Annotated in this window: 23 protein-coding genes; 10 read left to right on the plus strand and 13 right to left on the minus strand. The window is 63.3% G+C overall.

Annotated features, from left to right (window positions below; all coding sequences use genetic code 11):
• Positions 1-13 precede the first annotated feature (13 nt).
• The 4 genes from C7411_RS14905 to C7411_RS14925 all read right to left on the minus strand — a co-directional run bounded on the left by C7411_RS14905 (position 14) and on the right by C7411_RS14925 (position 4,216).
• Positions 14-1,093 carry a C45 family autoproteolytic acyltransferase/hydrolase gene (locus tag C7411_RS14905; RefSeq protein WP_110385038.1) on the minus strand — a complete coding sequence of 360 codons (1,080 nt, stop codon included), beginning with the start codon at positions 1,091-1,093 and terminating at the stop codon, positions 14-16.
• A gap of 203 nt (positions 1,094-1,296) precedes the next feature.
• A complete protein-coding gene (locus C7411_RS14910) occupies positions 1,297-2,157 on the minus strand; it encodes a MurR/RpiR family transcriptional regulator (protein WP_110385073.1) in 861 nt (286 codons plus the stop codon).
• Between the two features lie 447 nt (positions 2,158-2,604).
• Positions 2,605-3,363, minus strand: coding sequence for a gamma-glutamylcyclotransferase family protein (locus C7411_RS14920; protein WP_243413164.1), 759 nt, complete (start codon positions 3,361-3,363; stop codon positions 2,605-2,607).
• Between the two features lie 82 nt (positions 3,364-3,445).
• Positions 3,446-4,216, minus strand: coding sequence for an H-NS family nucleoid-associated regulatory protein (locus C7411_RS14925; RefSeq protein ID WP_110385039.1), 771 nt, complete (start codon positions 4,214-4,216; stop codon positions 3,446-3,448).
• A 369-nt stretch (positions 4,217-4,585) separates the two neighbouring features.
• On the opposite strand from C7411_RS14925, the gene C7411_RS14935 reads away from it, so the two are divergent.
• Positions 4,586-5,020 (plus strand): MarR family winged helix-turn-helix transcriptional regulator, encoded by a 435-nt coding sequence (locus C7411_RS14935; protein WP_110385040.1) that lies wholly within the window; start codon positions 4,586-4,588, stop codon positions 5,018-5,020.
• Between the two features lie 27 nt (positions 5,021-5,047).
• Here C7411_RS14935 and C7411_RS14940 read toward each other — a convergent pair whose 3' ends face one another.
• The gene (locus C7411_RS14940) at positions 5,048-5,824 is read right to left on the minus strand and encodes an enoyl-CoA hydratase-related protein (RefSeq protein WP_110385041.1); all 777 of its coding nucleotides are present in this window, start codon (positions 5,822-5,824) and stop codon (positions 5,048-5,050) included.
• Positions 5,825-6,378: 554 nt separating this feature from the next.
• Here C7411_RS14940 and dinB point away from each other — a divergent pair.
• The 4 genes from dinB to C7411_RS14965 all read left to right on the plus strand — a co-directional run bounded on the left by dinB (position 6,379) and on the right by C7411_RS14965 (position 10,029).
• On the plus strand, positions 6,379-7,524 hold the full coding sequence (gene dinB, locus C7411_RS14945; RefSeq protein ID WP_110385042.1) for a DNA polymerase IV: 1,146 nt from the start codon (positions 6,379-6,381) through the stop codon (positions 7,522-7,524).
• 498 nt (positions 7,525-8,022) lie between these two features.
• Positions 8,023-9,030: a trans-3-hydroxy-L-proline dehydratase gene (gene lhpH / locus C7411_RS14955; RefSeq protein WP_110385044.1), complete on the plus strand. Its 1,008-nt coding sequence runs from the start codon at positions 8,023-8,025 to the stop codon at positions 9,028-9,030.
• A gap of 282 nt (positions 9,031-9,312) precedes the next feature.
• Positions 9,313-9,564 (plus strand): hypothetical protein, encoded by a 252-nt coding sequence (locus C7411_RS14960; protein WP_081771614.1) that lies wholly within the window; start codon positions 9,313-9,315, stop codon positions 9,562-9,564.
• 123 nt (positions 9,565-9,687) lie between these two features.
• The gene (locus tag C7411_RS14965; RefSeq protein ID WP_110385075.1) at positions 9,688-10,029 is read left to right on the plus strand and encodes an H-NS family nucleoid-associated regulatory protein; all 342 of its coding nucleotides are present in this window, start codon (positions 9,688-9,690) and stop codon (positions 10,027-10,029) included.
• Positions 10,030-10,074: 45 nt separating this feature from the next.
• Here C7411_RS14965 and C7411_RS14970 read toward each other — a convergent pair whose 3' ends face one another.
• From C7411_RS14970 to C7411_RS14995, 6 genes are all read right to left on the minus strand, one after another.
• Positions 10,075-10,713 carry an NUDIX hydrolase gene (locus C7411_RS14970; protein WP_110385045.1) on the minus strand — a complete coding sequence of 213 codons (639 nt, stop codon included), beginning with the start codon at positions 10,711-10,713 and terminating at the stop codon, positions 10,075-10,077.
• Positions 10,714-10,723: 10 nt separating this feature from the next.
• Positions 10,724-11,188, minus strand: coding sequence for an HAD family hydrolase (locus tag C7411_RS14975; protein ID WP_110385046.1), 465 nt, complete (start codon positions 11,186-11,188; stop codon positions 10,724-10,726).
• A 211-nt stretch (positions 11,189-11,399) separates the two neighbouring features.
• Entirely contained in the window at positions 11,400-12,620 is a 1,221-nt protein-coding gene (locus C7411_RS14980) for an aminotransferase-like domain-containing protein (protein ID WP_110385047.1), read from the minus strand.
• Positions 12,621-12,719: 99 nt separating this feature from the next.
• Complete coding sequence (locus C7411_RS14985; RefSeq protein WP_110385076.1) at positions 12,720-13,892, minus strand: NAD(P)/FAD-dependent oxidoreductase; 1,173 nt, start codon at positions 13,890-13,892, stop codon at positions 12,720-12,722.
• Between the two features lie 116 nt (positions 13,893-14,008).
• A complete protein-coding gene (gene amaB / locus C7411_RS14990) occupies positions 14,009-15,508 on the minus strand; it encodes an L-piperidine-6-carboxylate dehydrogenase (RefSeq protein WP_110385048.1) in 1,500 nt (499 codons plus the stop codon).
• A gap of 249 nt (positions 15,509-15,757) precedes the next feature.
• Positions 15,758-16,855, minus strand: coding sequence for a branched-chain amino acid ABC transporter substrate-binding protein (locus C7411_RS14995; RefSeq protein ID WP_373682589.1), 1,098 nt, complete (start codon positions 16,853-16,855; stop codon positions 15,758-15,760).
• 591 nt (positions 16,856-17,446) lie between these two features.
• On the opposite strand from C7411_RS14995, the gene C7411_RS15000 reads away from it, so the two are divergent.
• On the plus strand, positions 17,447-18,070 hold the full coding sequence (locus tag C7411_RS15000) for a helix-turn-helix domain-containing protein (protein ID WP_110385050.1): 624 nt from the start codon (positions 17,447-17,449) through the stop codon (positions 18,068-18,070).
• A gap of 10 nt (positions 18,071-18,080) precedes the next feature.
• On the opposite strand, the gene C7411_RS15005 is transcribed toward C7411_RS15000, so the two are convergent.
• The gene (locus C7411_RS15005; protein ID WP_110385051.1) at positions 18,081-19,106 is read right to left on the minus strand and encodes a DUF1338 domain-containing protein; all 1,026 of its coding nucleotides are present in this window, start codon (positions 19,104-19,106) and stop codon (positions 18,081-18,083) included.
• A 162-nt stretch (positions 19,107-19,268) separates the two neighbouring features.
• Between C7411_RS15005 and C7411_RS15010 the strand changes: the two genes are divergently transcribed.
• From C7411_RS15010 to C7411_RS37525, 4 genes are all read left to right on the plus strand, one after another.
• Positions 19,269-20,180, plus strand: a complete 912-nt coding sequence (locus C7411_RS15010; RefSeq protein ID WP_110385052.1) for a LysR family transcriptional regulator — start codon at positions 19,269-19,271, stop codon at positions 20,178-20,180.
• A gap of 102 nt (positions 20,181-20,282) precedes the next feature.
• A complete protein-coding gene (locus C7411_RS15015; RefSeq protein WP_110385053.1) occupies positions 20,283-21,524 on the plus strand; it encodes an NAD(P)/FAD-dependent oxidoreductase in 1,242 nt (413 codons plus the stop codon).
• Between the two features lie 60 nt (positions 21,525-21,584).
• Positions 21,585-22,493 carry a bifunctional Delta(1)-pyrroline-2-carboxylate/Delta(1)-piperideine-2-carboxylate reductase gene (gene lhpI, locus C7411_RS15020; RefSeq protein ID WP_110385054.1) on the plus strand — a complete coding sequence of 303 codons (909 nt, stop codon included), beginning with the start codon at positions 21,585-21,587 and terminating at the stop codon, positions 22,491-22,493.
• 12 nt (positions 22,494-22,505) lie between these two features.
• A complete protein-coding gene (locus tag C7411_RS37525; RefSeq protein ID WP_165822811.1) occupies positions 22,506-22,655 on the plus strand; it encodes a hypothetical protein in 150 nt (49 codons plus the stop codon).
• A gap of 124 nt (positions 22,656-22,779) precedes the next feature.
• Here C7411_RS37525 and C7411_RS15025 read toward each other — a convergent pair whose 3' ends face one another.
• On the minus strand, positions 22,780-25,059 hold the full coding sequence (locus C7411_RS15025; RefSeq protein WP_110385055.1) for an amylo-alpha-1,6-glucosidase: 2,280 nt from the start codon (positions 25,057-25,059) through the stop codon (positions 22,780-22,782).
• Between the last annotated feature and the right edge of the window lie 347 nt (positions 25,060-25,406).

Consider the following 25,406-nt stretch of genomic DNA (forward strand, 5'->3'; position numbering starts at 1 on the left):
AGTCCGTGAATGATTAACGAGTCGCGCCGTCTACATGGCGCGCGTTCGAATCGATAAAGCGGCCGAGCGTGCGCTCGCCGCCCTGCCAGACGTCGAACGCCACGCCGCGCGGCTCGACGCGCATGCAGGCGGTGGCGAGCGTGTTTTCGCCGTCGGGGTCGTGCGGGTCGTCGCGGAAGATCGGCAGGCCAGCGCCCGCGCGATCCTGCAGCACCTGCACGAAGGCCGCGCCGCCGGGCTGCGCGCCAAGCGCGGGCAACAGTTCGGCGAGACGGGCCTGACGATCGCGCGACGAATCGGTGACGATCTGCACCTCACGCTCGCAACCCGTGTGGATGAGGTGATTCGCATGTCCCGAGGGCGTGCTCACTTCACGCGCCGAAGAACGCTGCGCGGTCGCTTCGACGCTATATACACGCGCCTCGCCCGCCTCGTCGGTCCCACCGATCGTGTGGTGGAAGCCGCTCGCGCGCGGCGTGTCGCGCAGCAGCGCGAGGGCTTCTCCCAGCGTCGCGCAATCGAGCACGGCGCGCGCGAGAATCATGCGCGGCACGCCCACGCGCGGTTCGCGAATGCGCACGTTGTTGATTGCTTGCGCAAGTCCCGCGCGCGTGGCCGCGAAGGTATGCCCAGGCAGCGAGCCCGGGTAGTAGAAGCTCACGAAACCGGGCTTTCCTTCGGGTTGCACCTCAACCAGGCCGCAGCGGCCATGCAGCCAAGGGTCGCCGTCTTCGTTGTGCGCAATGAGGCCTGCGTCCGGCGTGCACACTGCAAGCGTCGTGCAGCCGTCCGGCGCGTTGTGGATCAGTTCGCCGCGGCAATTCCAGAGGAACAGGTCGTCCGCGGACCAGTCCAGCGCATGCGCCATTGCGTCGATTTCCGCGACATAGGCCGCGAAATGGTGTGTGGCTGCGGCGCGCAACTGCTGCGCGAATGCACTGCCGCGCCAGAGGCTCACCGCCTGCCAGGCGCTGCTTTGCGCCATGTAGTCGGCAAAGATCGGCTTCACGTGTGCGCCTAGCTGCCGGCCGATCGCCTCGGGCGAGCCGGCTACCCGGAAGACCGGCCCGCGGAATGTCTTGAGTTCCTGCATCTGTTTTCTCGCTTCGCTACCGGTATGGGTCTACCTCTTTCTATAGTGGGCTTTATACGCCTCAACAACATATGTTGTCAATATAAATATATATTACAACAAATGAGATAGATACAAACGCGACAATGCCGGATGCCGTCTCACGACGCCATCCATCTGCGGAAAAACAGGCATGAAATGACGGAGAATTGCCGGGGCGGCGCTCAGGGCACGTAAGCGCCGCGTGCGTTCAGGGACCTCTCGGCCTGTTCGAGCTGCGCGACTGCGCCCGAGCCTTCGAGCGCCAGCAGATGGGCGACAAGCGACTCGGCCAACGCCGTCGCCGCCACGAGCGAAGGGAAAAACGACGGGCTTTCGTGCGTGAAGATCAGCGCCTTGTCGGCGTTCAGCGCAATGGGCGAGACGGCACTGTCGGTAATCGCGATCAGACGGCTGCCCTTGGCGAGCGCGGCCTCGGCCACGCGCACCGCCTCGACCGAATACGGTGCGAAGCTGACAACAATCGTTGCGCTGTCGCGTTCGATGCCGAGCAACTGCATCTCGAGCGTCCCCGCCTCGCCGCCCAGCAAGGAAACCGAAGGCCGGAACAGGCGGTAACCGTAGACGAGCCCGAACGCCACCGCGTAGCACGAGCGAAAGCCCGCCACGTGCACGTGCTTCGCGCGGCGCAATACGCGCGCCGCCTCGACCGTCGAACGTGCGTTGTGCGCGGCGCTCGCCTCCAGATTGTGCTGTTGCGCCACGAGCAGGTCGCGCGCGAGGCCGTCCTTCGCATTGCCCGCCACGAGTGAGCGAGCCCGCGAGGAAAGCGGCTCCGGCCGCGTGCGCACACGTGCGACGAACAGGTCGCGCAGTTCGTTCCAGCCCGGGAAGCCCAGTTGCTGTGAAAGCCGCACTAGCGAAGCGGGCTGCACGCGAGCGCGCTCGGCCACTTTGCGCATGGACGAGACGGCCACTTCGTCGGGATGGTCGAGCAGAAAGGCAGCGCCGGTCTGGAACTGGGGGCTCAGGTCGGAGAAACGCGCGCGGATCAGCGCGGCGAGCTGGTCGAAACTGTCTGGCATGCGTCGCTCGGGCGGTGGATGACAACAAATGTTACCACTGGTGTTGCCGGATGTTGCAAGTCGGGACAGATGTGGCGCATGTCGAACGAAGCGCGCCCAGTCGATCAACTCGCTCGCTGTTCGTTTGACGAAATACGCAGTCAAACTTGAGAGCGTCGGTCAGCGCGAGCAATTCTGTTCGATATCCTGATTGGTCCGCACGCGTGCTGAAAGGTCGATAATGAATTCGTCCAGTACCGCAAGTGCGAACAATGGCGCAATCGTTTTTCACTAGCGCCTTCGGCGGCTGGATCAGCCGTTCGCTATTGGTTTCTCGAAACAGGAGTGTCAATACCTAAGCTGGGCTTGCACACCCCAATACGGTGTGAGCGTCTGGATAGGCGACTTCGCCTTCCAGGCGCTTTGGCATGCCCCCATCCCGGCCCGAATAAGTCGCGCCGGGATCAGTCAGATAGCCGAGTAAGCCCGAAGCTCCGTCTCGGTTCGGGCTGAATCGGGATCGTCGATAGAAACAACGGCTTCGATGGCTCGCACGTAGTCGTCAGGCAAATTCGCCTCTCTCGCACCCACCAACACATGCTGTTTGTACCAGTGATATGGCTGAAGACCAGGCTGCTTCTTCGTAGCGACGTAGGTCAGCGCATACACTCCGCCAGTCGCGGTCTCAACCCGGACACTCAAAGGCTCGTAACCCTTACCGGCTCCTTCGAATGTGTCGAGCGCCTCCCGTTCGCCACGCACCACCGAGAAAATGACGCCGTAGACTCTGTCACCGCCGTTTCCCGTGTGCTCACAATCGCACTTTCCCGAGCCGTCCTTTTTGCTCAATTTGTCGAATGCGAGTTTGTAGCCAGTCACGAACCCCGTGGTGACAACCCTCGCTGACGGCAGCCTCGCGACGAGGCGTCGTACCGACATGTTGGAACCGTACGCGAAATAGGAAAATTCGCTGCTCGAGTCCATAGCTGTTATTGCCCTCGTGACAACTGCAGTGGGACATAACGCGAGGCAAGCCACCAGCAACGCCTTCCCGCAGGGCGGCGCGGTATTGGCGTCATACGTGCCTAAGAGAAGCGGAATCGTGACATGAATATACCGGAAGAAGCGACGCGGATGCTCATCGGCCCGCTTTCGGATTGGCGTGGCGAAAGAAAAGATGCGTTGACGCGCAAGTTCCCTTTCCGCGTGCCGCCCTTCGCCTTCCATACCCCATGCGTTCAAGCGGTCCCGCCATGGGTAACCCGTGAATCGGGCTGGAAGCAGTTCCAGCCCGGTGTGTACCACTCACTCAGGCTGCAGCGGCCGTACTCGCAACTTCAGTGGCGGCCGAGGGCGCGGCAACTTCGACAGGCGCCGACTGCACCGCAAGCTTCGGCGCGCGGGCTTTTCGGACAACCGGCAATTTCGCCGCTGCGCCATTCTTCGGTGCAGCTTTACGCGCCGGCGATGCCGCCGCCTTCACAGATACCTTCTTGACAGCCGCCTTCCTCGTTGCAGTGTTCTTTTTTGCAGCGGCCTTCTTCGCTGCCGGCCCCCTGGCCGTCTTCGCTGCGGGCTCAGCCTTTTCGATCAAGAACTTCGACCGGTCCTTCGCGCCAGCGAGCCATGCCGGTGCGATGCCGCGGCCGGACCACGTCGCGCCGGTTTTCGGGTCACGATATTTCGGCGGCTGCGGTCCACGCACGTAGTTACCTGCCTTAGGCGCCCTCACAGCAACAGCAGCAGCCGATTTCGGTGCCGCGCCTGCAATCAGGAACCGGGTTCGGTCCTTTGCATTTGCAATCCACGCGGGAGCACGACCATGGCCGGACCAGGTCGCGCCAGTTTTAGGATTGCGATATTTTGCTGCCGACGGGCCCTGCTTCGCTGCAACGGTCTTTCCCGGTTTGCGGCCTCGCCGCTTGCCGATAAATGCCTCAATGTCAGCAACCGTCACGGCATGCTTGTCCATCAGGCCGCGAATCTTCTCGAGTACCGCCGACGATTTCGTTGTCGCCAGCGATTCTGCTTGAGCCTGCAGCTTCGCGATTCTTGCCTGAATCGATTGGAGCGTCGTCATTCGTGCTTTTCCCTTGATAAGTTAGTTTTCCCACTATGCCACATCGGATGACGAATACAACGTTTTGTGTCGAATTAGTTTGCGCCAGATAGCGGGAAGCATGACTTTCTATTTCAAGATCGATAAGTCGTTTGACTATCGGCGTGAAAGCCTCGTCGCGTTCTTCGCCCCCTTCACACTCATTGAGCAGGTCCTTACCCGTTATCCGAAGCGGGAGAGAAGCAAACCTGCTGACACGCGCGATCGAGAACAATTCGCCATTCCTTTAATCGGAAGCCGCTCAACGTCTACGCGCCCTTTCGAAAGTGCCGATCATCGCATGATATAATTCGCACGCGAACTAAATCGCACAATTTTATCTGCGCGGAAATGAAACATCGCCTCGTCTATCTATTGAATGTCGGACAGCGCCGACTGCAACGGTGGTCGCAAGCGCGCGCTGCCGGCGGCGGCGTCACAGCAGCCCAGGCGGGACTGCTGTTTTTTTTGGGTGATCGCGACGGCGCGCTCATGAGCGAAGCCGCTGCTGCGCTGGATCTGGGCGCACCAGGCATGAGCGGTCTCGCTGACCGCACAGAAAAGGCAGGGTTGATCGAACGTCGGGCTGACGAGACCGATGGCCGGGTGTCGCGCCTGTGGTTGACAGAGGCAGGACGCACCGCGCGCCAAAAGTCGAAGCTTCGCATGAAGGACTTGAACGCCAGATTGACCGAAGGATTTACAGAAGCGGAGATCGACGTCGTGGCGCGGTGGCTGACCAGCCTGCAGACCAGGTTTCCACTCGCCGAAGACGGCGACGCGTAACCTCGACGGTGGCCGGTCAGCAAGGCCTTACTGCTGGGCAATCCTGGTGAAGTCCGGCTTGCGCTTCTCGACAAAGGCCGCGAATGCCTCCCTCGCCTCGGCGCTCGTCAGCCTCTCCTGAAACTTCGCGCTCTCGCTGTCCATTTGCGCAACCAGCGTCTCGGCTTCACGCATCAGCTTTTTCATGGCGCTCAGTGAACCGGCCGGCTTGGCGGCGATTCTTTCGGCCATCCTGCGTGCATCGTCGCGTAGTTGACCTCTTGCGCAGACCTTGTTGGCAAGGCCCCACGCGACGGCAGTTTGCGCGTCGAGCGGCTCGCCCAGCGCAAACATCTCGAAGGCTCGCACGTAGCCGACGCGCAGCGGAAGCAGGTAGCTGGACGCCGCCTCGGGGACGAGCGCGAGATTGACGAACGGAGTGATCAATTCTGCGTCTGGCGCGAGCAGAACGTAGTCGCAGTGCAGCAAAAGCGTGGTGCCGATACCGACCGCCTTGCCCTGGACCGCCGCGATGATGGGCACGCTCGACTTCGCGAGGGCATGCAAAAAGCGATGCACATGTCGCTCACCGGGCTCCTTACCCGATGCGATTGCTGCGAACTCGCCCACATCGTTGCCGGCGGTAAAGCTATCTCCGTCCCCTTGCATCAGCAATACGCGGACGTGGCTGTCATGCTCTGCGTTCTCGATGAGGTCTGCCAGCGTGCCATACATCTCATTCGTCAATGCATTCTTCTTGTCCGGTCGGGCAAGCATAATCGTCAGAATGCCGTCGGCTTGATCAACGTGAATTTCCGCGCTCATGGGTACTCTCCTGAAATTTAGTTTGCATGCGAAGTATATGGGTAGTTCGCATGCAAAGTAAACCTGGGAGTCGACGCGTGGATTGGGTGGCGGACCGGAATTCGACCAGGTACTCGATTCGCGACGTCCCGCCACTCGTCGCGCGTACGCATGCTCCTTAGCATTGAAGCATTACGAAACAGGCAAGCAACTAGAGGACTGAACATGCTTATTCTCACCGCCATTATCGTGATCGCCGGCGTGGCGATCTGGAGCGTCTACCGGCGTTTTCACCCGCGCGAAGACTGACACCATAACGGGCTGTTTCGCCGGCCCGGTCGCAGCAGCCCGCTACGCCGGCGGGCTTTTTTGTTTCCGCATTCAGAGCGGCGGCACCGATGAAAGAGACGTTTGCGAACCCTTCCTCGCTCAAAAAAATCCCCGAATCCGGTTCAGTGCCCTGACAAAATTACTGTATAAATGCACAGTTCCAGTGAATTCCGCAAAACGCAAACGCGTCGTCGTAGTGTGTGGGTCGCGCGGAGCCATCGAAAGCCATTTTTGAGTACCAAGGCATGCCAGATGATCGGCGCATAGCCCACATCGACATGGACGCATTCTTTGCGTCGTGTGAACTTTCGCAGTATCCCGAACTACGAGGCAAGGCCATGGTGGTTGCCGGTCGCCGCCCGGATGCGCCCCGAATGAAGCCGGACGGCACGCGCGAGTTCTCGCGGCTGCGTGACTATGTGGGCAGAGGCGTCCTGACGACTGCGACCTATGAGGCTCGCGCATTTGGCGTTCATTCCGGGATGCCCGCCATGAAGGCCGCACGGTTAGCGCCAGATGCGATCCTCCTTCCAGTGAACTTTGACCTCTACCGAACTTACTCGCGGCTGTTCAAAGATGCCGTCCGGTCAATCAGTCCGAGCATGGAAGACGTTGGAATCGACGAGGTCTACGCAGATGTTTCGCTCACGAGTGGCGATGCAGAGGTCATCGCGCGCAAGTTGAAGTCCGCGGTCTTCGAAGCAACCAATCTCACATGCTCCGTCGGAATCGCGCCAAACAAGCTGCTTGCAAAGCTGTGCTCCGATATGCAAAAGCCCGACGGCATCACAATCCTGACGCTAGAGGACGTGCAATCCAGGATTTGGCCAATGGCCGCAAACAAGATCAACGGTATCGGCCCCAAGGCAGCCGCCAAGCTTGCGTCTTTTGGAATAACGACGATCGGCGAGATCGCGGCGCGCGACGAGCGTTGGCTCATCGAGCACTTTGGACGAAGCTACGGGGCGTGGCTTCGCAGAGTCTCACACGGACTTGATGACAGGCCTGTGGTGACGTATAGCGAGCCCGTCTCGATGAGTCGCGAAACCACGTTCGAGCGCGACCTGCACGCTGTGCGGCACCGGCAGGAACTGGGCGCAGCTTTTACCCGCCTATGCGAACAGGTGGCACTCGATCTCCAGCGCAAGGGCTATTTGGCAAGGAAGGTCGGCATCAAGCTGCGCTTCAATGACTTCAAGACAGTAACACGTGACATAACGCTTCGTGAGCCCATTGACGACGCGAAAGCGTTGCGGCGCGCGGCGACTGAGTGCCTGAAACGAGTCGAGCTCGTCAAATCCATCAGGCTGCTGGGAGTCAAGGCCGGCAATCTCCAGGCCGCTGGAGAGGTTTCTGGTAACGAGTCGCCTCAATTCACACTGGACTTCTAGCCGGCAACGCGCTACGAGCGCGGTGTGCGAGGCGTGCGCGATGACTGCGCAGCCACTGGAGCGATTGCATCAACTGGCCGGATCCGATGCCAATGCAATCCGCGCCTTCTCCTCGGGACTATTCGACCTTGTCTATCCCCCTATCCGTCACGATGAGTTTGTCGTGCATGATATGCGTCTTGTCACGCGAACAGAACGTCACAACGCTGCTTAGTTCTTCGACCGCGGGTTGATTGGGCGATGGTGCGGGCGGTTTGCCTTTTTCGCGAACCTGGTGCGAGTCGTATACGGCGGCGAAATTCGCTTGCCGGGACCTGTCCGTCATTTTGTGGGCGGGGCATATCATGGGAGGTAAAAGTCATGGATATGCCGATGAAGAAGAAACGGAGAACGATAGCATCGCAGGCAGCGACCTCGTGGGCGCGCCGACGACCGTCCATATCGTCAAGGACGGCCTGCCGGTTCCGTACGGCCAATGACCCAATTGCTAAAAACATCATGAAGACTACTCGCACCATTTCGACAGTCGAAGTTCATACCGGCGGCGAAGCGTTCCGCATCGTCACCAGCGGATTGCCTCGCTTGCCCGGCGACACGATCGTGAAGCGTCGTGCGTGGCTGAAGGAAAACGCCGACGAAATCCGCACTGCGTTGATGTTCGAGCCGCGCGGTCACGCCGATATGTACGGTGGCTATCTGACCGAACCGGTCAGCCCGAGCGCCGACTTCGGCATCATCTTCCTCCACAACGAGGGCTATAGCGACCACTGCGGACATGGCGTGATCGCGCTGTCCACCGCAGCGGTCGAGCTTGGCTGGGTGCAACGCCGTGTTCCGGAAACGCGTGTCGGCATCGATGCTCCGTGTGGCTTTATCGAAGCATTCGTTCAGTGGGATGGCGAACACGCCGGCAACGTGCGATTCGTGAACGTCCCGTCGTTCATCTGGAAGCGGGATGTGACTGTCGAGACGCCGTCCTTTGGCACGGTGAAAGGCGACATTGCTTTCGGCGGCGCGTTTTACTTCTATACTGACGGTCAACCGCATGGCCTCGCCGTGCGCGAATCGTCGGTCGAGGAACTGATCCGCTTCGGCGCAGAGGTGAAGGAAGCCGCGAACCAGGCCTACCCTGTCGAGCATCCCGGGATCCCCGAAATCAATCACATTTACGGCACCATCATCGCCAACGCACCGCGGCACGAAGGCTCGACGCAAGCCAACTGCTGCGTGTTCGCGGACCGTGAAGTGGACCGCTCGCCGACCGGCTCCGGCACAGGTGGTCGCGTCGCCCAGTTGTACCTGCGCGGCAAACTCGGCAAAGGCGAGACCCTCGTGAACGAATCCATTATCGGCACGGTTTTCAAGGGACGCGTGCTCAGCGAGACGACCGTCGGCGACTTCGAGGCGGTGATTCCGGAAATCGAAGGCAAGGCGTTCGTGTGCGGCTTCGCGACCTGGATCGTGGACGAGCGCGACCCTCTGACTTACGGGTTCCTTGTCCGCTAGCCGCTTGCTCCTCGTGGTACCCTCTCGTGGCGCCCATTAGCGCGGAACGCTGTAAATGAGCGTCCGCGCTCTTTTGCGTATCGCAACACTCGAAATAACGCGCCGTTACGAAACTCGCACCGCCGTTGCACCTGTGTCCGGGCTCACCACCTACACTCCGAACCGTGCTTGCCGGAAACACGAGCGGCGCGAACACCAAAGGCGCGGGCGCGAGTGGCACAACAACGGCCGCTGGGGCGATTGAGCCGGCTCCAAAGCTAATATTTCACACAAGTGTTTATCATGAACGTCAATAATCGAATCAGAATGCTTGCCGCGGCTGCCACGTTAGGACTGGCGGCAGCCGGGACCGCACATGCCGCCGGCTGCCTGAAAGGCGCTGTCGTCGGCGGCGTAGCCGGACATTATGCGGGCCACCACGCCGTCGCCGGGGCCGTTGGCGGCTGCATCGTGGGGCATCACGTTGCGAAAAAGCATGCGGAGGAACGGGCCGCAGAACATGAAGCCGAGCGCGCCCAGAAGCTGAACACCTGATTCCCCGCCAGGCCTTTCGCTACAGCCGCCGGGGGCGCCTATTCAAGCTGTGATATCCTGGCGGCACGCGACTTGCGCTATATTCTGCTCAAGCGTTGCATTCAGAGCGAAGCACAACTAGAAATGGACGAACGAAAACGAGAAAGCATTGTGGCCTATCTGCGGCGTCGGATGGCCGAATTTGGTATTGAACCCGAAGATATCGCCGCATCAATTGCTGCAGACGCCGCGCAAATGCGCGCCGCACGTTACCGGGATGCGGCTGGCCACACGTGGGACGGCAAGGGCGACGCCCCGCGATGGGTGGTGCAGGCGACGAGCGCGGGGCAGTCGCTCGAGCATTTCGCGATCGGCGAGACGGCCGAACAGCAGCCAGTGAAAACCCCAAGCGTGGACTGGCGCCAGGACCCGTTTGCCGGCAGCCGCCTCGCAACGATCAGAACGGAACACTCCGGCGCCGCCTGAAAGCATCTTCGTTAGCTGCCCGCGGCGAGGCGTGAAAGAGAAACTTCAGTCGAATTCGACGTCGTTGTTATTGCGCAGTACGTCCAGTCGTCGAATTTGTTCCGGCAGAATCCGGCCCTGCGACAAGGCTGGAAGGTGATCGACATCGAAGAACTGAACGGCGTCGGTTTCGGCTCCGGATATTTCGCCCGCGCGCACGATTTCCCCCAGGAAAACCAGCTTCCAGATGTGAAACACGGAAGGCGGATGTCCGTGCTTGAGCATATCCCACACGGCCAGCAACCGGACGATGTTCACCGTGTATCCGCTCTCTTCACGAGCCTCTTTTGCCGCGTTTTCCGCGGGCGAAACGCCTATGTCGGCCCAGCCGCCGGGCAGGGACCACAAACCATCCACGGCCTCCCGCACGAGAAGGATTTGACCGGACGGATTGAAGACGGCACATCTGACATCGAGTTTGGGATTCGCGTATCCCGTTTCGAAAGCAAAGAGCGCGGCGACATCGCCCGTTTGCATGGACGCCATTTCCGCGAGCTGCTGATGTGCGATGCTGGCGATTTCCGTGTACCTTTCCTTGTCGAACGGGCTCGTCGCGTAGTGCAATCCCGATTGCGCAAGTGCCAGTAGCCGGCGCGCCTGTGCAAGGCGTGCTCTCAGCGATTGTTGTTCGGCAGGCGTGTGCATCGATACTGCCTCACCTTTTCGCCGCGGCTTCCTGATGCGCCTTCGCAAAGTCCGCCATGCTGTTGAAGCGAAAGGCGACGTTCGGCTGCCATCCCGGATTCATGGTCGCGCCAAAGCCCGGCTGCGAATAACGGCGGTAAATCCAGCACGACGCCAGACCAAACTCACTGGCAGGCTTGTGGTCGTGGAAAAGACTTTCGGCAGTGTGAAGGATTTTTGCCTTCTTGATGCCACGCTCGCCCAGCTTCTCGAGCATGTATTCGAAGTTTCGCGGCGATGGCTTGTACGAGCCGATACCTTCCGCAGTGAAAATTGCGTCGAACGCTACTTGCAACCTTGCGTTGCTCTGGTCCCTCGACAGCGGCACCCTGGCCCGTTCGATCAGAGGCTTGAGGCCGGCGAAGATGCCGCTTTCCCGGTCGATTAACGTGCCGTAGCAGTCAAAAGTCAGTGTGTCGAAGTCGGTCAATTCCACGACTACTCCTTTAGGAAGTGCGCGGCGGCAATCACATTATCCGCGCCCCGCTCCGACGGCGCGACTCAAACAATGGCAATCGATTGTATTCATAACAGGAAGCCAACATTTGGACTGTCAATCAGGCGATTGCCCTGTCGCGCGGAGCGCTTCGCTGCGTGCGGCGGCGGCATGCGAACGGGACGCGCGCGGCACTTGAATCGCGCGAACTTCAGACAGGTGCCGACGTCACCTCCGGCGTTCGCGTGGCATGCGTGGCCCGCTTCAACCGCGCCACGCCTTCGCGAATTTCATCCACGTTCGGCGCAGCAAACGAAAGGCGCAGCGACGCCGTGTCCGGCTCGTCAGCGAAAAACGCCTTGCCCGGAACAAAAATCACCTTGTTCGCAATTGCGTTCGGCAGGAGCGCATCGATCGACACACCCGGAATGCGCGCCCACACGAACATGCCGCCCTGGGGCTGATGAAACGCGATTTCGTCGCCGAATTGCGCGCGCAAACCATCGCAAAGCGCTGCGCATTTGCGCCGATACGCTTGCGTGATGTGCGGAAGATGCCGTTCGAGCGAACCTGCCTCCAGATAGTGCGCGGCGATCGCCTGGGTCCATGGCGTACTGCATAGGTCGACGGTCTGCTTGGCGATCACGCAGCGCCGCGTGATTTCGGCAGGCGCGACGGTCCAGCCAACGCGCAAGCCAGGCGCGACCACTTTCGAGAGACTGGAGAAATGCACGACCCAATCACGCGCACCGTGCACCTCGCTTGCCAGCGCCAGCATCGACGGCACCGCGTTGCCCGCGAAACGCAGATCGCCGTACGGATCGTCCTCGACGATCACGAAACGGTACTGGACGGCGAGACGCAAGAGCGCAAGGCGCCGCTCGCGCGTGAGCGTGGCCCCGGTGGGATTCGCGAAGGTCGGCACCGTGTACAGCAGCTTCGGTCGTGCAATCGCGCCCGAAGCGAGGCGCGCGGCGAGTTCGTCCACGTCGAGACCGTCGCCGTCTACCGGCACCGTCACCACACGCGCCTGCTGGAGCCGGAGCGCCTGCAGCGTGGCCGGATAGGCGGGCTGCTCCGTCAAGGCCGTGTCGCCCGGACCAAGCAGCACGCGCAACAAGAGATCGAGACCTTGCTGCGACCCTGTGGTGACGAGCAGCTCCTGCGGTGCGCAGGTCGCACCGCGGCGCGCCATCAACGCGAGCAACTGCGTTTTCAATTCGGGCAAGCCGTCGGTCGGCCCGTACTGAAGGCAGCGCGTGGGCGCCTGCCATGCCTCGCCCGCTGCCGCCTGCAGTCCGTCGGCATCGAACAGATCGCTGGCAGGATAGCCGCCCGCGAAGGAAATCATGCCTGGTTCTCCCAGGTACCTGAAAAGCTCGCGAATGGGCGAACCGGCGGGATGCTGGAAGGGCGCAGTGAAATCGTACATGGCGGACATGGAGTCGATGGCGGTTAAGCGCGGCGGCGGACAAGCTTCGATTGTGGTCAGATCACGGACTCACTTTTTGCGTAGCCCGACTACTCGCCGTCACACGACATTCTTTTCGACGATCGGCCGGTTTTCCAGTACCCGCGACCAGTCGAGCGAAGACAGATCGAGCGTCGTGTAGCGGCCGTTGAGGATCAGTTCGCTCACGCCGCGCCCGGTTGCCGGCCCCTGCTGCAGACCGTGCCCGCTGAAACCATTGGCAAACACGCAATTGTCGATGGCCGGGTGATAGCCAATGATGGCGTTCTGGTCGAGCACGTTGTACTCGTAATAGCCGGACCAGCAGTTCTCCACGCGCAGCGCCTCGAAGCCCGGCACGCGGTGCGCGAGCGTGGGCCAGATCACGTCGTCGAAGATGGCGTGATCGACTTCGTCGAGCGGCAGATCGTTCGGGTCGTTCTCCGCGCCCGGCGACGTTCCGGTGATGTATGTGTTGCCCTCGGGGCGGAAGTACACGCCGGACGGATCGATCAGCAACGGGCACGCGGCGAGCCGCGCCGGCGACGACACGTTGAAAATGCTGCGGCGGCGCGCATAAACCGGAATGTCGATGTCCATCATTTCCGCGAGCTTGCGCGCCCACGCGCCGGCTGCGTTCACGAGCGTGTCGCACGCGTGGCGTTCGCCGTCGCTCGCGATCACGTGCGTGACCTTGCGGCCACTACGCACGACGCCGGTCACATCGGCCGGCACATAGCGCGCGCCGAGCGACTGCGCCTTCTTGCGCAACGCCTGGACGAGGCCGTAGCCGTCGAACCAGCCCTCGCCGCTGCGGCCATACGCGCCGCTTGCGAGATCCTCGACGTTGAGCCAGGGAAACTTCGCGTGCAACGCATCGCGCGACATGAGTTCGATGTCCGCGCCAAGACGCGTTTGCAGCACGTGATTCTCGCGCAGCGTCGCAGCGCCCGCCTCGGTGGCGAGGAAAAGATAGCCGCCCTCGTGCAGATCGATCGACGGACGGCTGCCGTTCACTTCGAGCCGCTCGCCAATGCCGCGCAGAAACTCGATGCCGAACAGCGACATCTGGATCGACAACGGCGTGGAAAACTGCTGCCTGATCGATGCGGCAGAAAGCGCCGACGACGAGCGCGCATAGCTCGGGTCGCGCTCGAACACGGTAACGGCAACCGTTGGGTCGGATGCGCGCAGAAAATAGGCAATAGAACTACCGATTACCCCGCCGCCCACGATAACGACTTGAGAACTCACGACTTGCTCCAGATTGCGGATCACTGCGGCGCGCATGGATTGGGTTTGCGCGAATCGATCCATCGACCGGGTGCACGATACGCCCGGTCATGGCTGCTCAACTACGCCAAACGCGCTTATCCGACGTTGAAATCGATGCCCTGTGCGAGCGGCAGCGCCGACGAATAGTTGACCGTGTTGGTCGCGCGGCGCATATACGCCTTCCAGGCGTCGGAGCCCGACTCGCGCCCGCCGCCCGTTTCCTTTTCGCCGCCGAACGCGCCGCCGATCTCCGCGCCGCTCGGCCCGATGTTCACGTTCGCAATGCCGCAATCGCTGCCCGAGGCCGACGTGAAGCGCTCGCTCTCGCGCAGGTCTGTCGTGAATACGCACGACGAGAGGCCATGGTGGGCGGCGTTGTTCGCCTCGATGGCGTCGCCGAAGTCGCTGTACTTGAGGACGTAAAGAATCGGCGCGAAGGTTTCCTTCAGGACAACTTCGGTTTGCGACGGCATCTCGACGATCGCCGGGCGCACGTAGAAGCCCTTTTCGTTGCCCGCCACCGTGTGACGCTCGCCGCCGAACACCTTGCCGCCTTCGCGTTTCGCCTGCTCGAGCGCCGACTGCATACGGGCGAACGACTGCTCGTCGATGAGCGGCCCCATCAGCGTGCCCTGTTCCAGCGGATTGCCGATCACGACCTTGCCGTAAAGCGTCTTCAGGCGCTCGACTGCCTTGTCGTACACGCTCTCGTGCACGAAGAGGCGGCGCAGCGACGTGCAGCGCTGGCCGGCCGTGCCGACTGCCGAGAACAGAATACCGCGCAGCGCGAGTTCGAGGTCGGCGGTGGCGGAGACGATGCCCGCGTTGTTGCCGCCCAGTTCGAGCAGCGAGCGGCCGAAGCGGCGCGCGACTTCGACGCCGACGGTACGGCCCATTTCGGTGCTGCCCGTTGCGCTCACGATATTCGAGCGCGGATCCGCCACGAGTTTTGCCCCCACTTCGCGGCCGCCAACCACGAGGCTCGTGAGGCCTTCGGGCACATCGCCAAATTCCTTCAACACGTCCTGCATGATCTTGTCGACGGCTACCGCGGTGAGCGGCGTCTTTTCCGAAGGCTTCCAGACCACGGCGTTGCCGCACACGAGCGCGAGCGCGGCGTTCCACGACCACACGGCGACCGGGAAATTGAACGCGGAAATCACGGTGCACACGCCCATCGGATGCCATGTTTCCGCCATGCGGTGCCCGGGACGCTCCGAAGCAATCGTCAGACCGTAAAGCTGGCGCGAGAGGCCGACCGCGAAGTCGCAGATGTCGATCATTTCCTGCACTTCGCCCAGACCTTCCTGGAAAATCTTGCCGGTTTCCAGCGAGACGAGGCTGCCGAGCGCGCGCTTCTGCTCGCGCAGCCTGTTGCCGAGCAGGCGCACGAGTTCGCCGCGGCGCGGCGCGGGCACGTTGCGCCAGGTCTTGAACGCCTCCTGCGCCTTCGCGAGCACGGCGTCGACGTCGGCCGCCGACTGGCTCGCGACGCGGCCGATCAGTTCGCCGTTGATCGGCGAATGCACGGCGATGTCGCCCGCTTCCGCGAGCTGGGAAATACCGAGGTCCGAGAGGATGGAGGAGGCTTTCATAGGTAGAATCCCTTAAAATTTCCGATACGAAACATTGCTACTTTAGGAAACTATACACGCGCAATTTCCGCGCGACAACACGAAAATCCAAGGGAATTCCGCCATGCCCCAGGTCTCGCATCCGCTCGGCTTCCCGCCATGAAAATGGCAGGCGGCCGCCCTGCCGGCGCGCTATCGATTTCCTGTTGGAAACAATGCGTTGGGCGCCGACAGAAGCGGCGCCCAACAACGAAGCAACGGCGTTGCGGGTCAGTCCGCGGTTCGCGTCGTGACCGGCACCCACGCCACGTTCTTCACCTGATACAGCGTGGAACTCGGGCTCTTGAGGTCGCCTTGGGCATTGAACGCGATCTTGCCCGTAATGCCGTCGTAGTTCGTGGCCTTCAGCGCGGCGTTGAACTGCGCCGGATTCGCCGAGCCCGCCTTCTCCATTGCCGAAATGGCGACCCACGCTGCATCGTAGGCGAACGGCGCGTAGGCAAGCATGTCGATACCGTATTTCTGCTTGAATTTCGCCTCGAAGCCCTTGCCCTTGGGCAGCGTGCCGAGCGGCTGTCCGTATTCCCATACCGAAGCGCCATCGGCGGAATCGCCGGCGAGCTTGATGAAGTTCGCGTCCATGACGCCGCCGCCGGCGAGGAATTGCGCCTTCAGGCCAAGCTGGCGCATGCGCCTGACGATCATGGCGGCCTGCGCGTCGAGGCCGCCGAAGAACACGAGATCCGGATTCGTGCGCTTGATGCTCGTGAGCTGGGCGCTGAAATCGACGGCCTTGTCGTTCGTGAACTCGCGCGCGACGATCGTGCCGCCACTCGCCTTGACGGCCTTCTCGAACTCGTCGGCTTCGCCCTGGCCGAAGGCCGTGCGGTCATCGATGATGGCAATGCGCCGCGCCTTCGTCACCGTCGCCGCATAGTTGCCCGCGTTGCCGGCGTTTTGCGAGTCGGTGGCGATCACGCGGTAGATGGTCGGCGAGCCGCTTTGCGTGATGGCCGGATTCGTAGCGGCCGGCGTGATCATCGGAATGCCCGCCTTCGCGTAGATCTTCGAAGCCGGCAGCGTCGTGCCCGAATTGAAGTGGCCGATCACGACCGCCACGTTGTCGTCCACGAGTTGCTGCGCGACCTGCACGCCAATGCGCGGATCGCTCTGGTCATCCTGCGAATCGATCACGAACTTGACGGGCTTGCCGCCGATGGTGGGATGCGCGGCGTTGGCTTCGTCCACGGCCATCCGCACCCCGCTCTCGATGTCCTTGCCATACGCCGCGCCGCCGCCCGTGAGCGGGCTGGCCACGCCGATCTTCACGACCATTTCCTGCGCGCTCACCGCGCCGGCAATCAACATCAACGACGCTGCGATCGCGCAGCCACGACGAGAAGCGAGGAAACGAGGAGGCATGCGATATTCCTTCGGTATCTGGAGCCGGCACGTGATGCGTCCGAATGGTCACGCGGACCTTCGGCGCACAGGATTCGTCTTGCGCCGTCGCTGCAGGACGGCGGGACGTGAACGGATTGTCGGCAGCGGTTCCGGCGGCATCAAACGAAATCTAATCACCACGTAATGCGCTTCGCTCATCAAGCCCGCTCACGCGGGGGAATACGGCAACGCGTGACGCGGTCTCGCAGGCATTGGGAGATACCCGATGGCCCCGATATGCCCGCTTGTGCGTGGATGTCATCCGGTGAGCGGCTTGTGCGCCCGCCATGCCTTGCGCCGTCTGGGTCTGCGTCAGAAATCATCAACTTCCAGGCGGCCGACTTGCTTAGTCATACTTGTTAATCGCGGCATGGCGCAGCAAGCGTCGCGCGATACACAAATGTTATGATCGGAAACATAGAGTACGATGCGCGCACCCAGCGAATCCTCAGCGAATCCTCAGCGAATCCTCAGCGAACCCTCAACGAAGCATCAGCAAGCACCCCGAGTTCCCGAATGGAAACCCCGTCCCTCAAGCCCGCCGGGAACGCCTCGGCGGAGCTGGGCAAGCGCCTCAAGGCGGCCCGGCTGAAGCACGACTACACGCTAGAGACCGCCAGCCGCGTGTGCGGCGTGTCGCGCTCCACGCTCTCGAAGGTAGAGAACGGCGTCATGTCGCCGACGTTCGACGTGCTGCAGAAGATCGTTCACGGCCTGAAGATCGACCTGGGCGAACTGTTCGGCCAGGCGCCCAGGCCGCGCGCGAGCGGACGCCGCGCGCTCACCCGCAAGGGCGGCGGGCAGCAGCATTCGGCAGGCTGCTATCAGATGGAATTGCTGGCAACGGAACTCGCCCACAAGGCGATGCACCCGTTTCGCATCCGCGTGACGGCGCACTCGCTGGACGAGTTCACGGAATGGGGCCGGCATGAAGGCGAAGAATTTCTCTTCGTATTGAGCGGCTCGGTTTGCCTCTATTCCGAGCTTTACGCGCCGACGCATCTCGAAGCCGGTGACAGCCTCTATTTCGACAGCCGCACGGGGCATGCGGCCGTCTCCACGAGCGCAGAAGACGCGGAGGTCCTCTGGCTCATCAACGAACCGCACCCGGACACGCAGGACGGCGCGCCGGGCGTTTGATCCTTCATGCTTACGCAGCGTTCGCGGTCATTTTGAAGATGCCCGTGGCGTTGCCCGCATCGAAGCGCAAATCGGTTTGCCAGCGCCGCGAGACCTGATCGAACGTGCGCTTGCGCGTGATGAACTCGTAGAACGAGCCCGGCACCTCGCGCGACACGCGCCGGCCGTCGGCCGCGCGGAACTCGCGCGTCACGGTGTCGGCGCGATACGCCGTCTGGAACACGCGGCCCGAGCGCGAGGTCTCGACGCTGGGCTTCATCGGCCGCCCCTTGGCCTTCTCGTCGTCCGAAAGCCTGAATACGTCTTCCACCCGGTCGGTCGCGTGATTGAAGGCGTTGCCTTCCGTTGCGATCCACGCCATTTCCGCGGATTCCTGCAGCAATGTCTCGTAATCCGAAATAGATGGCACGTCGTGCTGGCGCGCGAATGCCCCGACGATCACGGGCAGCAGCTGCAGCGCGGCATCGAGCGGCAGCGAGCCGTCGCGTTCGAGCTCGGAGAGCTGCGCAATGGCCAGCGGCGTGAGCGGATCTTTCGACGCGCCCACCACGTTCGTCACGGCTTGCTGGAATGCCGCCGAAAAACGCTCGGGGTGCAGCTCGCTCACGAAGAATTGCGCGATCTCGTCGGGCGCGTCTTCGTGGGCGTAGGCGCGTCCCGTCATGCCGAGCTTGTCCAGCGGATAGCGGCCGTTCAGGCGAAAGCCGAGCGGACGCAGAATACGCGTGAACGCCGCTTCGCCGGGCGGCAGCGCGCCGTTGTGCGCCCAGCGCACCGTGCGCAGCGCGCCATGGTCGAAGTACACCGCGCCGCCCTGCGCCACCGTATCGTTCGTGTACGCACGGCCATTGGGCGAGCGCTCCAGCAGGTCTTCGAACAGCGCCATGTTCATTGCCTGGGCAAGTTCGGCGCGCGTGACGGTGCCGCTTTCCCAGTCTTCGAGCATCGAAGGAAAGTTCAGCGTCGCAAAGAGGGTCGCGGTTTTCTCGCGGCCAAGCAGCGCGGACAACAAGCGTTCTACGTTCGAATTGCGCATCACCAGTCTCACAGGAAAGGACCACCTGCCGCCTGGCAGTGGTCGTCAAACGGGCCTCTGGCCGTCGGTTTCGGCCAGCTATACGTGAAACGCATTATTCGAATGGTTGCGCACCGCGTAAAGCGAGATTAAATTGTCACTTGATGAGTTTCTGGAATCAACATGCGCAAGTTCAAGATCCCGAACATCGGCGCGCTGACGGCCTTCGAAGCCGCGGCGCGGCACGAGAGCTTCACGCACGCCGCCAGGGAGCTGTTCCTCACCGAAAGCGCGGTATCGCGCCAGATCGCCACGCTCGAGGCGAATCTCGGCGTGCGCCTTTTCGTGCGTGCCAAGCAGCGGGTCGTGCTCACGCGCGCGGGCCGGCTCTACAGCACCCAGGTGCGCCGTGCGCTCGAAAATCTGGATCGCGACACGCTCTCCATCATCGCGCACGGCAGCGGCGGCGGTTATCTGGAACTGGCCGTGCTGCCGACCTTCGCCTCCGAATGGCTGATTCCGCGCCTCAAGGACTTCTACGACCGCACGCCCGACGTGCGCGTGAACATGGGCGTGCGCACCGAGACGTTTTCGTTCGAGGAATCGCATTTCGAAGCCGCGATCCACTACGGCAAGCCAACCTGGCCCGGCACGTCGTCCGACTTTCTGTTCGGCGAGGAAGTGGTGCCCGTCTGTTCTCCGTCGCTGCTCGCGCGCCCCATCAAAAAGGCGCATGAACTGCTCGCCTACCCGCTGCTGCACTCCACCACGCGCCCCGACGCATGGACGCGCTGGTTCTCCGACCTCGGCGTGGAAGACAACGCCACCATGCACGGCGTGCGCTACGAGCTGCACACGATGCTGATCGCCGCGGCCGCCGCCGGACTCGGCGTGGCGCTGGTGCCGAAGTTCTTCGTGGCAGGCCAGCTCGAGCGGTTCGGCGTCGTCATTGCCTTCGAAGCCCCGGCTATTGCCGATGGCGGCTACTACTTCGTCTATCCCACCGAACTCAGCCACGGCAAGCCGCTGGAGATGTTCCGCGCGTGGCTGCTCGAACAGGCGAGCGCCTACAGCGCCTCGCAAGGCCTACGCTGATCTGCGGGTCGAACACGCAAGACATACGATCAGAAAAAAGTTTCCTATAGGAAATAGTTGGGTTAGCATCGGACGAAATCACTTCTTCGTCGCGAGACTGACATGGAAGACGTCGTCGTCATCGGTGCGGGCATCATCGGGGTCTGCGCCGCGCTCAATCTGGCGCAGCGCGGCATGCGTGTGCATATCGTCGACGGCGCGCCGCCCGGTTCGGGCTGCTCGTTCGGCAACGCGGGTCTGATCGCGGTCGATCATGTGGCGCCGCTCGCGAGCCCCGAAACGATGGCCGGCCTGCCCCGCATGCTGCTGCGCCGCGACGGCCCACTGCGTCTGCACAAACGCAGCCTGCCGCGCATGGCGCCATGGTTGCTGGAGTTCGCCGCCCAGGCGCAGCGCCCGCGCTACCGGCGCAATACGCGTGCGCTCGCAAGTCTCGTGACCGGCGCGGCGCAAGCCTGGCGTCGCCTGCTCGATCGGCACATCGCCGGCGACCTCTTTCGCGACATCGGCTCGCTTTACGTGTTCGAGCACCCCGTTGCGCGCGCAACGGAACGCGCGCAACTCGATCTGCTCGACCGGCACGGCGTGCGCTACGAAAATCTCACGGCCGGGCAGGTGCGGCGCGACTATCTACCCTCGCTCACGCCGCATATCAGCCATGCGCGCTACTTTCCCGGCATGGCTTCGGTCACGGATCCGCAGCAGGTCGTCGAGCGCGTTTTCGAGGCCGCGCTCGCAGCGGGCGCGAGATTCACGCGCGCTGCCGTCGATGCATTGCGCGCCCTGCCCGACGGCCGCATCGGCTTCATGCTCAACGGTGCGATGCACCCGGCCGCGAAGGTGCTGATCGCGGCCGGCTCGCGCAGCGCCGAACTCGCGCAGCAACTCGGCGCGAGGATTGAGCTGACCAACGAGCGCGGCTATCACGTCCAGCTCGGCGGGCCCTCACAAGAGACGTTGCGCGTGCCCGTGAGCTTCGTCGAGCGCGGCTTCACCTGCAACCCGATGGCGCAGGGCATCCGGCTTGCCGGCACCGTCGAACTCGGCGCGCGCGGCGCACCCGACTGGCGCCGCGCCGATCTGCTCGCCACGCAATTCCAGACGCTCTTTCCGGGCGCGGGCGCGGCGCAGGTCGCAAGCCGCTGGTACGGCGATCGCCCCACGCTGCCCGACTATCTGCCGATGATCGGCGAGATGCGCGGCGCGCGGAATGTATTCGTCGCGACAGGCCATCAGCATCTGGGCCTCACGCTCGGGCCGCTCAGCGGCGAACTCGTCGCACAATTGATGGCGCGCGAGACGCCTGCCGTCGATCTCGCGCCGTTTCGCATCGACCGCTTTTGAGGCCGGGGTCGGAACTCACGCGGCCACACCCACGCATCATTCATCAGGAGAGAAGATTCGATGGAGCCCATCGCGATTTACGACGCCGCCGCCACGGCGCGCCTGCTCGACTTCAGCACGCTGCTCGACGCCCTCGCCACGGCCGCGCAGGACCACGACGCGGGCCGCATTCACGCGCCCGTGCGCACGGGCGTGCCGCTCAAAGGCAACGGCGTCATGCTCTCGATGCCCGCCAGCGCCGACGACATCGCCATCCACAAGCTCGTGAGCGTGTGCCCGGCCAACACGGCGCTCGGCATGCCGACCATCTTCGGCGCGGTGACGGTGTGCAACGGCGCGACGGGGCAGCCGGAGTTCATCCTCGACGGCCCGACCGTGACGGGGCGGCGCACCGCGGCGCTCTCCATGCTGGGCGTGCGCGTCTTTCACCCCGGCGCGCCACGCGCCTTTCTGGTCATCGGCACCGGACAGCAGGCTCGTTTTCATGCCGAGGCGATCGGCCAGTTGTATCCGGCGGCGACGCTCTACGTGAAGGGCCGGACTGAGACGTCCGACGCGGCATTGCGCGCTCACCTCGCGCAGTCCGGCGTGCACGCGACGCCCGCGCGCGGCGCGGTGCCGGAAGAAGTCGACGTGGTCATCGCTGCAACCACGAGCAAGACGCCCGTGTACGACGCCTCGGCACGCGAGGACCGGCTCGTAATCGGCGTGGGCGCTTTCACGCCGGACGCCGCCGAAATCGCACCGGAAACGGTGCGCGCAAGCCGCGTGTTCGTGGACGATCTGGCCGCCGCGCGTGAAGAAGCCGGCGACCTGCTGCAGGCCGGCGTCGATTGGGCCAACGTGCGCACGATCGGCTCCGCCGTGGCGGAGGGCGCGAAGCATGACGGCGCGCCCGTTCTGTTCAAAACGGTCGGCAGCGGCGCGTGGGATCTCGCCGCGTGCCGCGTAGCGCGCGACGTGCGTTAGTCCGCCCTCCGCATGCGCGGACTGTGCATCGGCACGCCGGGACAGCCTGCACAACTCAGTCAACTCGACGCCCCGCGCATCGTCAACACGATGGGTGTCGAGACGGGCTGCGTCGCGCCGCAGTTCACGCTGGAGCGCGTCGATCACCCGAGCGCCAGGTAAATCGATGAGCCCGGCGCGGGCTTTCAAAGCCCGCGCCAGAGCTCACTAAAGCACTAAAGGGCTCAAAAAAGGGCTCAAAGAAGGGCCCACTAAAGGGCCCACAACCGGGCCCACAACCGCGCGCTCACAGCAACGCCACGACCTTCACGTCGCTGCGGTCGGCCGATGCCACGACCTTGCCGTCCACGCGGCGGAACATGAGCGTCACCGTATGCTTGCCCACGCGCAGATCGCCCACTTCGAGCCAGTCGATGCCTTCGGGCAGCATGGGCTGCTCGACGCGCACCTCGTTGCGCGCCGCGTCGATCGTCACGCCAAGACACGCTTCGAGCATCATGAACGGCGAACCCGCGGCCCACGCTTGCGGCAGACAGGCCACCGGATACGCCGTGGGCGGCTCGCCGCGCCGGCGCGGGAACCCGCAGAATAGCTCGGGCAAACGCATGTCGAACGTCACCGCCGCCTCGAACAGTGCCTGCAGCAAACGCACCGCCGCCGCCTTGCGGCCATAGCGCGCGAGACCGCGTGCGCACAGCGCGTTGTCGTGCGGCCAGACCGAGCCGTTGTGGTACGCCATGGGATTGAAACGCGCCTGTCCCGCTGCGAGCGTACGCACGCCCCAACCCGTATGGAACAGCGCCGATTCGAGCACTTCCGCCACGGCGCGGCCGCGCTCCTCTTCAGGCAGCCCGAAGGCGAGCAGATGACCCGCGTTCGACGCAAGCACGCGGCAAAGATCGCCGTGGCCATCGAGCGCAATGCCGTAGAACTCGGACTCCGGCATCCAGAACTTCTCTTCCACGCAGCGGCGGATTTTCGCGGCGCGCGCGGCATAGCGCGCCGCGTCTTCCACCTGGCCGCGATGCGTGGCAAAGCGCGACATCGTTTCGAACGCCGCGCTCGCGTACGCCTGCACTTCGACAAGCGCGATCGGGCCATCGGGGAAACGACCGTCCGCATGGAATACCGAGTCGTGGCTGTCCTTCCAGCCCTGGTTCGCGAGGCCGCCTTCCGATTCGCGCCGGTAGTCGAGCAGACCGAGTTTGTTGCGGTCGCACACACCTGCGACCCAGGCCGCGGCGCGTTCCAGCGCCGGCCACAATTCGTCGATCAGCGAGACGTCGCCCGTGCGTTCGACGTAAGCGCCCGCCAGCACGACGAAGAGCGGCGTGGTATCCACCCCGCCGTAGTAGAGCGCGAACGGCACTTCGCCCGTGGCGGCCATCTCGCTCTTGCGCATTTCGTGCATGATCTTGCCGACCGCCGCGTCGCGGAACGCCGAGTCCTCGCGCGCCTGATGTTCCGCGAGAAAACGCAGCACGCCGCGCGCGAGCGCGGGCGTGAGCCACAGCGTTTGCAGCGAGGTGATGACCGCGTCGCGGCCGAACGGCGTGGAGAACCACGGAATGCCGGCATAGGGATAAGGGCCGGTCGGCAGGTCGGTAGTGAGCAGACCGAGGTCGGCGATCGAGCGGTTGATCCACGCATTGAAGAGCGGATTGCTCGAACGCAGGTGCGCCGCCGCGCGGCGGCGTTCGCGCATCACGATATGCGAATCCACGAGCGCGGCGCGCTGCGCGGCGCGGCCCACGCGCTGCTCCTGCGAATCCGCGAGGCAATGCGGCGGCTGGAAGATGCCCGCGCTCTGCGTGCCGGGCGCGGCGCCAGGCAATGCCTCGACTTCGATCGCCACCGTGAGATAGACCGAGACGCAGGCCTGCGCGGGCAGATCGACCGTGAAGTCGGCACGATCGGCGAGGAGTTTGCTCGGCGTGGGCGAGAACTCGATACGCACGCGCCGCGCAACCTTGTCGAGCCCGATGTACTCGAGCCGCACCTCGCCGTCTTCCACGCGCGGCGGCATGAGCGTGCCGCGCTTTTCGCGCTTCAGGCCGCGCACTTCGAACATGTCGCGGAAGTCGCTCGCGAACGAGATGGAAAGCGGCACCACGGCGTCTTCGGTGCCGTAGTTCGTGAGTTCGATGGCCTCGGTCATCATCGTGCCGGAGAGCACGCGCTCGCGCTGCACGTGAATCACGCCTTCGGGCGTGGTGGCGCCGCCGAGCGGCGGCAGCGGACGATTGGTGAGGTGGGCCGTGAACACGGCGTTGTCGCTGCTCACGCTGCCCGAGAGCAGCGAGGGCACGCGGCCGCCGAAAGTGAGACGCAGCGACGAGAGCACGCGCGTGTCGTTGACGAACAGGCCGTCGTCGATGCCCGTGATGTCGCCGAGCGGATCGTTGACGATGAAGGTTCCGCCCGACTTCAGCACATGCTGGTCGGCGCTTGCGACCTCGGGCGTTTCGGGCGCGATGAATGCGCCGTCGGTTTCCCGGGTGTCCTGGTCGGGATGATCCACGCCGCTCGAGCGCGTGACGCCACCGAGTGTTTCAGGATCCTGCATTGCTTGCCTCCTGGGTCCCATGCAAAGGGTTGCGGTACGGTTCGCTTGCGGTCGATTGTAGTGGCTTCGGCGCACGCGTTGGCGGCGAATGCGCGAAGAATATGCGAGCGTACCGCGGGAAATCGGTGGCAAATCGCGGCGCGAGCAAGGAACGTGCGCGGAAAAAATTGCGGGCGCCGGCACGACCTAACGTGCGGGCGCCCGTGGAGGCAATGCGCTCGCGCGCCAGAAACGGCGCGCGCCTCGAGGGTCAGCGTTGCGAAATCGGCTTCGCTTCGCGCGGCGTTTCGCCGATGAACAGCTGGCGCGGACGGCCGATCTTCTGCTCGGGGTCGGCGATCATCTCG

It is taken from the genome of Paraburkholderia silvatlantica, assembly GCF_003096715.1.
In the GTDB taxonomy this organism is placed as follows: domain Bacteria; phylum Pseudomonadota; class Gammaproteobacteria; order Burkholderiales; family Burkholderiaceae; genus Paraburkholderia; species Paraburkholderia silvatlantica.

Coding starts and splice junctions, on each gene's coding strand:
- C7411_RS14970 (WP_110385045.1), bottom strand. CDS start 10,713: ATGCACACGCCTGCCGAACAACAATCGCTGAGAGCACGCCTTGCACAG.
- C7411_RS14935 (WP_110385040.1), top strand. CDS start 4,586: ATGAAACATCGCCTCGTCTATCTATTGAATGTCGGACAGCGCCGACTG.
- lhpI (WP_110385054.1), top strand. CDS start 21,585: ATGGAGCCCATCGCGATTTACGACGCCGCCGCCACGGCGCGCCTGCTC.
- C7411_RS14965 (WP_110385075.1), top strand. CDS start 9,688: ATGGACGAACGAAAACGAGAAAGCATTGTGGCCTATCTGCGGCGTCGG.
- C7411_RS14980 (WP_110385047.1), bottom strand. CDS start 12,620: ATGTACGATTTCACTGCGCCCTTCCAGCATCCCGCCGGTTCGCCCATT.
- C7411_RS15000 (WP_110385050.1), top strand. CDS start 17,447: ATGGAAACCCCGTCCCTCAAGCCCGCCGGGAACGCCTCGGCGGAGCTG.
- C7411_RS15010 (WP_110385052.1), top strand. CDS start 19,269: ATGCGCAAGTTCAAGATCCCGAACATCGGCGCGCTGACGGCCTTCGAA.
- C7411_RS15015 (WP_110385053.1), top strand. CDS start 20,283: ATGGAAGACGTCGTCGTCATCGGTGCGGGCATCATCGGGGTCTGCGCC.
- C7411_RS37525 (WP_165822811.1), top strand. CDS start 22,506: ATGCGCGGACTGTGCATCGGCACGCCGGGACAGCCTGCACAACTCAGT.
- C7411_RS14960 (WP_081771614.1), top strand. CDS start 9,313: ATGAACGTCAATAATCGAATCAGAATGCTTGCCGCGGCTGCCACGTTA.
- amaB (WP_110385048.1), bottom strand. CDS start 15,508: ATGAAAGCCTCCTCCATCCTCTCGGACCTCGGTATTTCCCAGCTCGCG.
- C7411_RS14910 (WP_110385073.1), bottom strand. CDS start 2,157: ATGCCAGACAGTTTCGACCAGCTCGCCGCGCTGATCCGCGCGCGTTTC.
- C7411_RS14940 (WP_110385041.1), bottom strand. CDS start 5,824: ATGAGCGCGGAAATTCACGTTGATCAAGCCGACGGCATTCTGACGATT.
- C7411_RS14920 (WP_243413164.1), bottom strand. CDS start 3,363: ATGGAAGGCGAAGGGCGGCACGCGGAAAGGGAACTTGCGCGTCAACGC.
- C7411_RS15025 (WP_110385055.1), bottom strand. CDS start 25,059: ATGCAGGATCCTGAAACACTCGGTGGCGTCACGCGCTCGAGCGGCGTG.
- C7411_RS14995 (WP_373682589.1), bottom strand. CDS start 16,855: ATGTTGATTGCCGGCGCGGTGAGCGCGCAGGAAATGGTCGTGAAGATC.
- C7411_RS14905 (WP_110385038.1), bottom strand. CDS start 1,093: ATGCAGGAACTCAAGACATTCCGCGGGCCGGTCTTCCGGGTAGCCGGC.
- lhpH (WP_110385044.1), top strand. CDS start 8,023: ATGAAGACTACTCGCACCATTTCGACAGTCGAAGTTCATACCGGCGGC.
- C7411_RS15005 (WP_110385051.1), bottom strand. CDS start 19,106: ATGCGCAATTCGAACGTAGAACGCTTGTTGTCCGCGCTGCTTGGCCGC.
- dinB (WP_110385042.1), top strand. CDS start 6,379: ATGCCAGATGATCGGCGCATAGCCCACATCGACATGGACGCATTCTTT.
- C7411_RS14925 (WP_110385039.1), bottom strand. CDS start 4,216: ATGACGACGCTCCAATCGATTCAGGCAAGAATCGCGAAGCTGCAGGCT.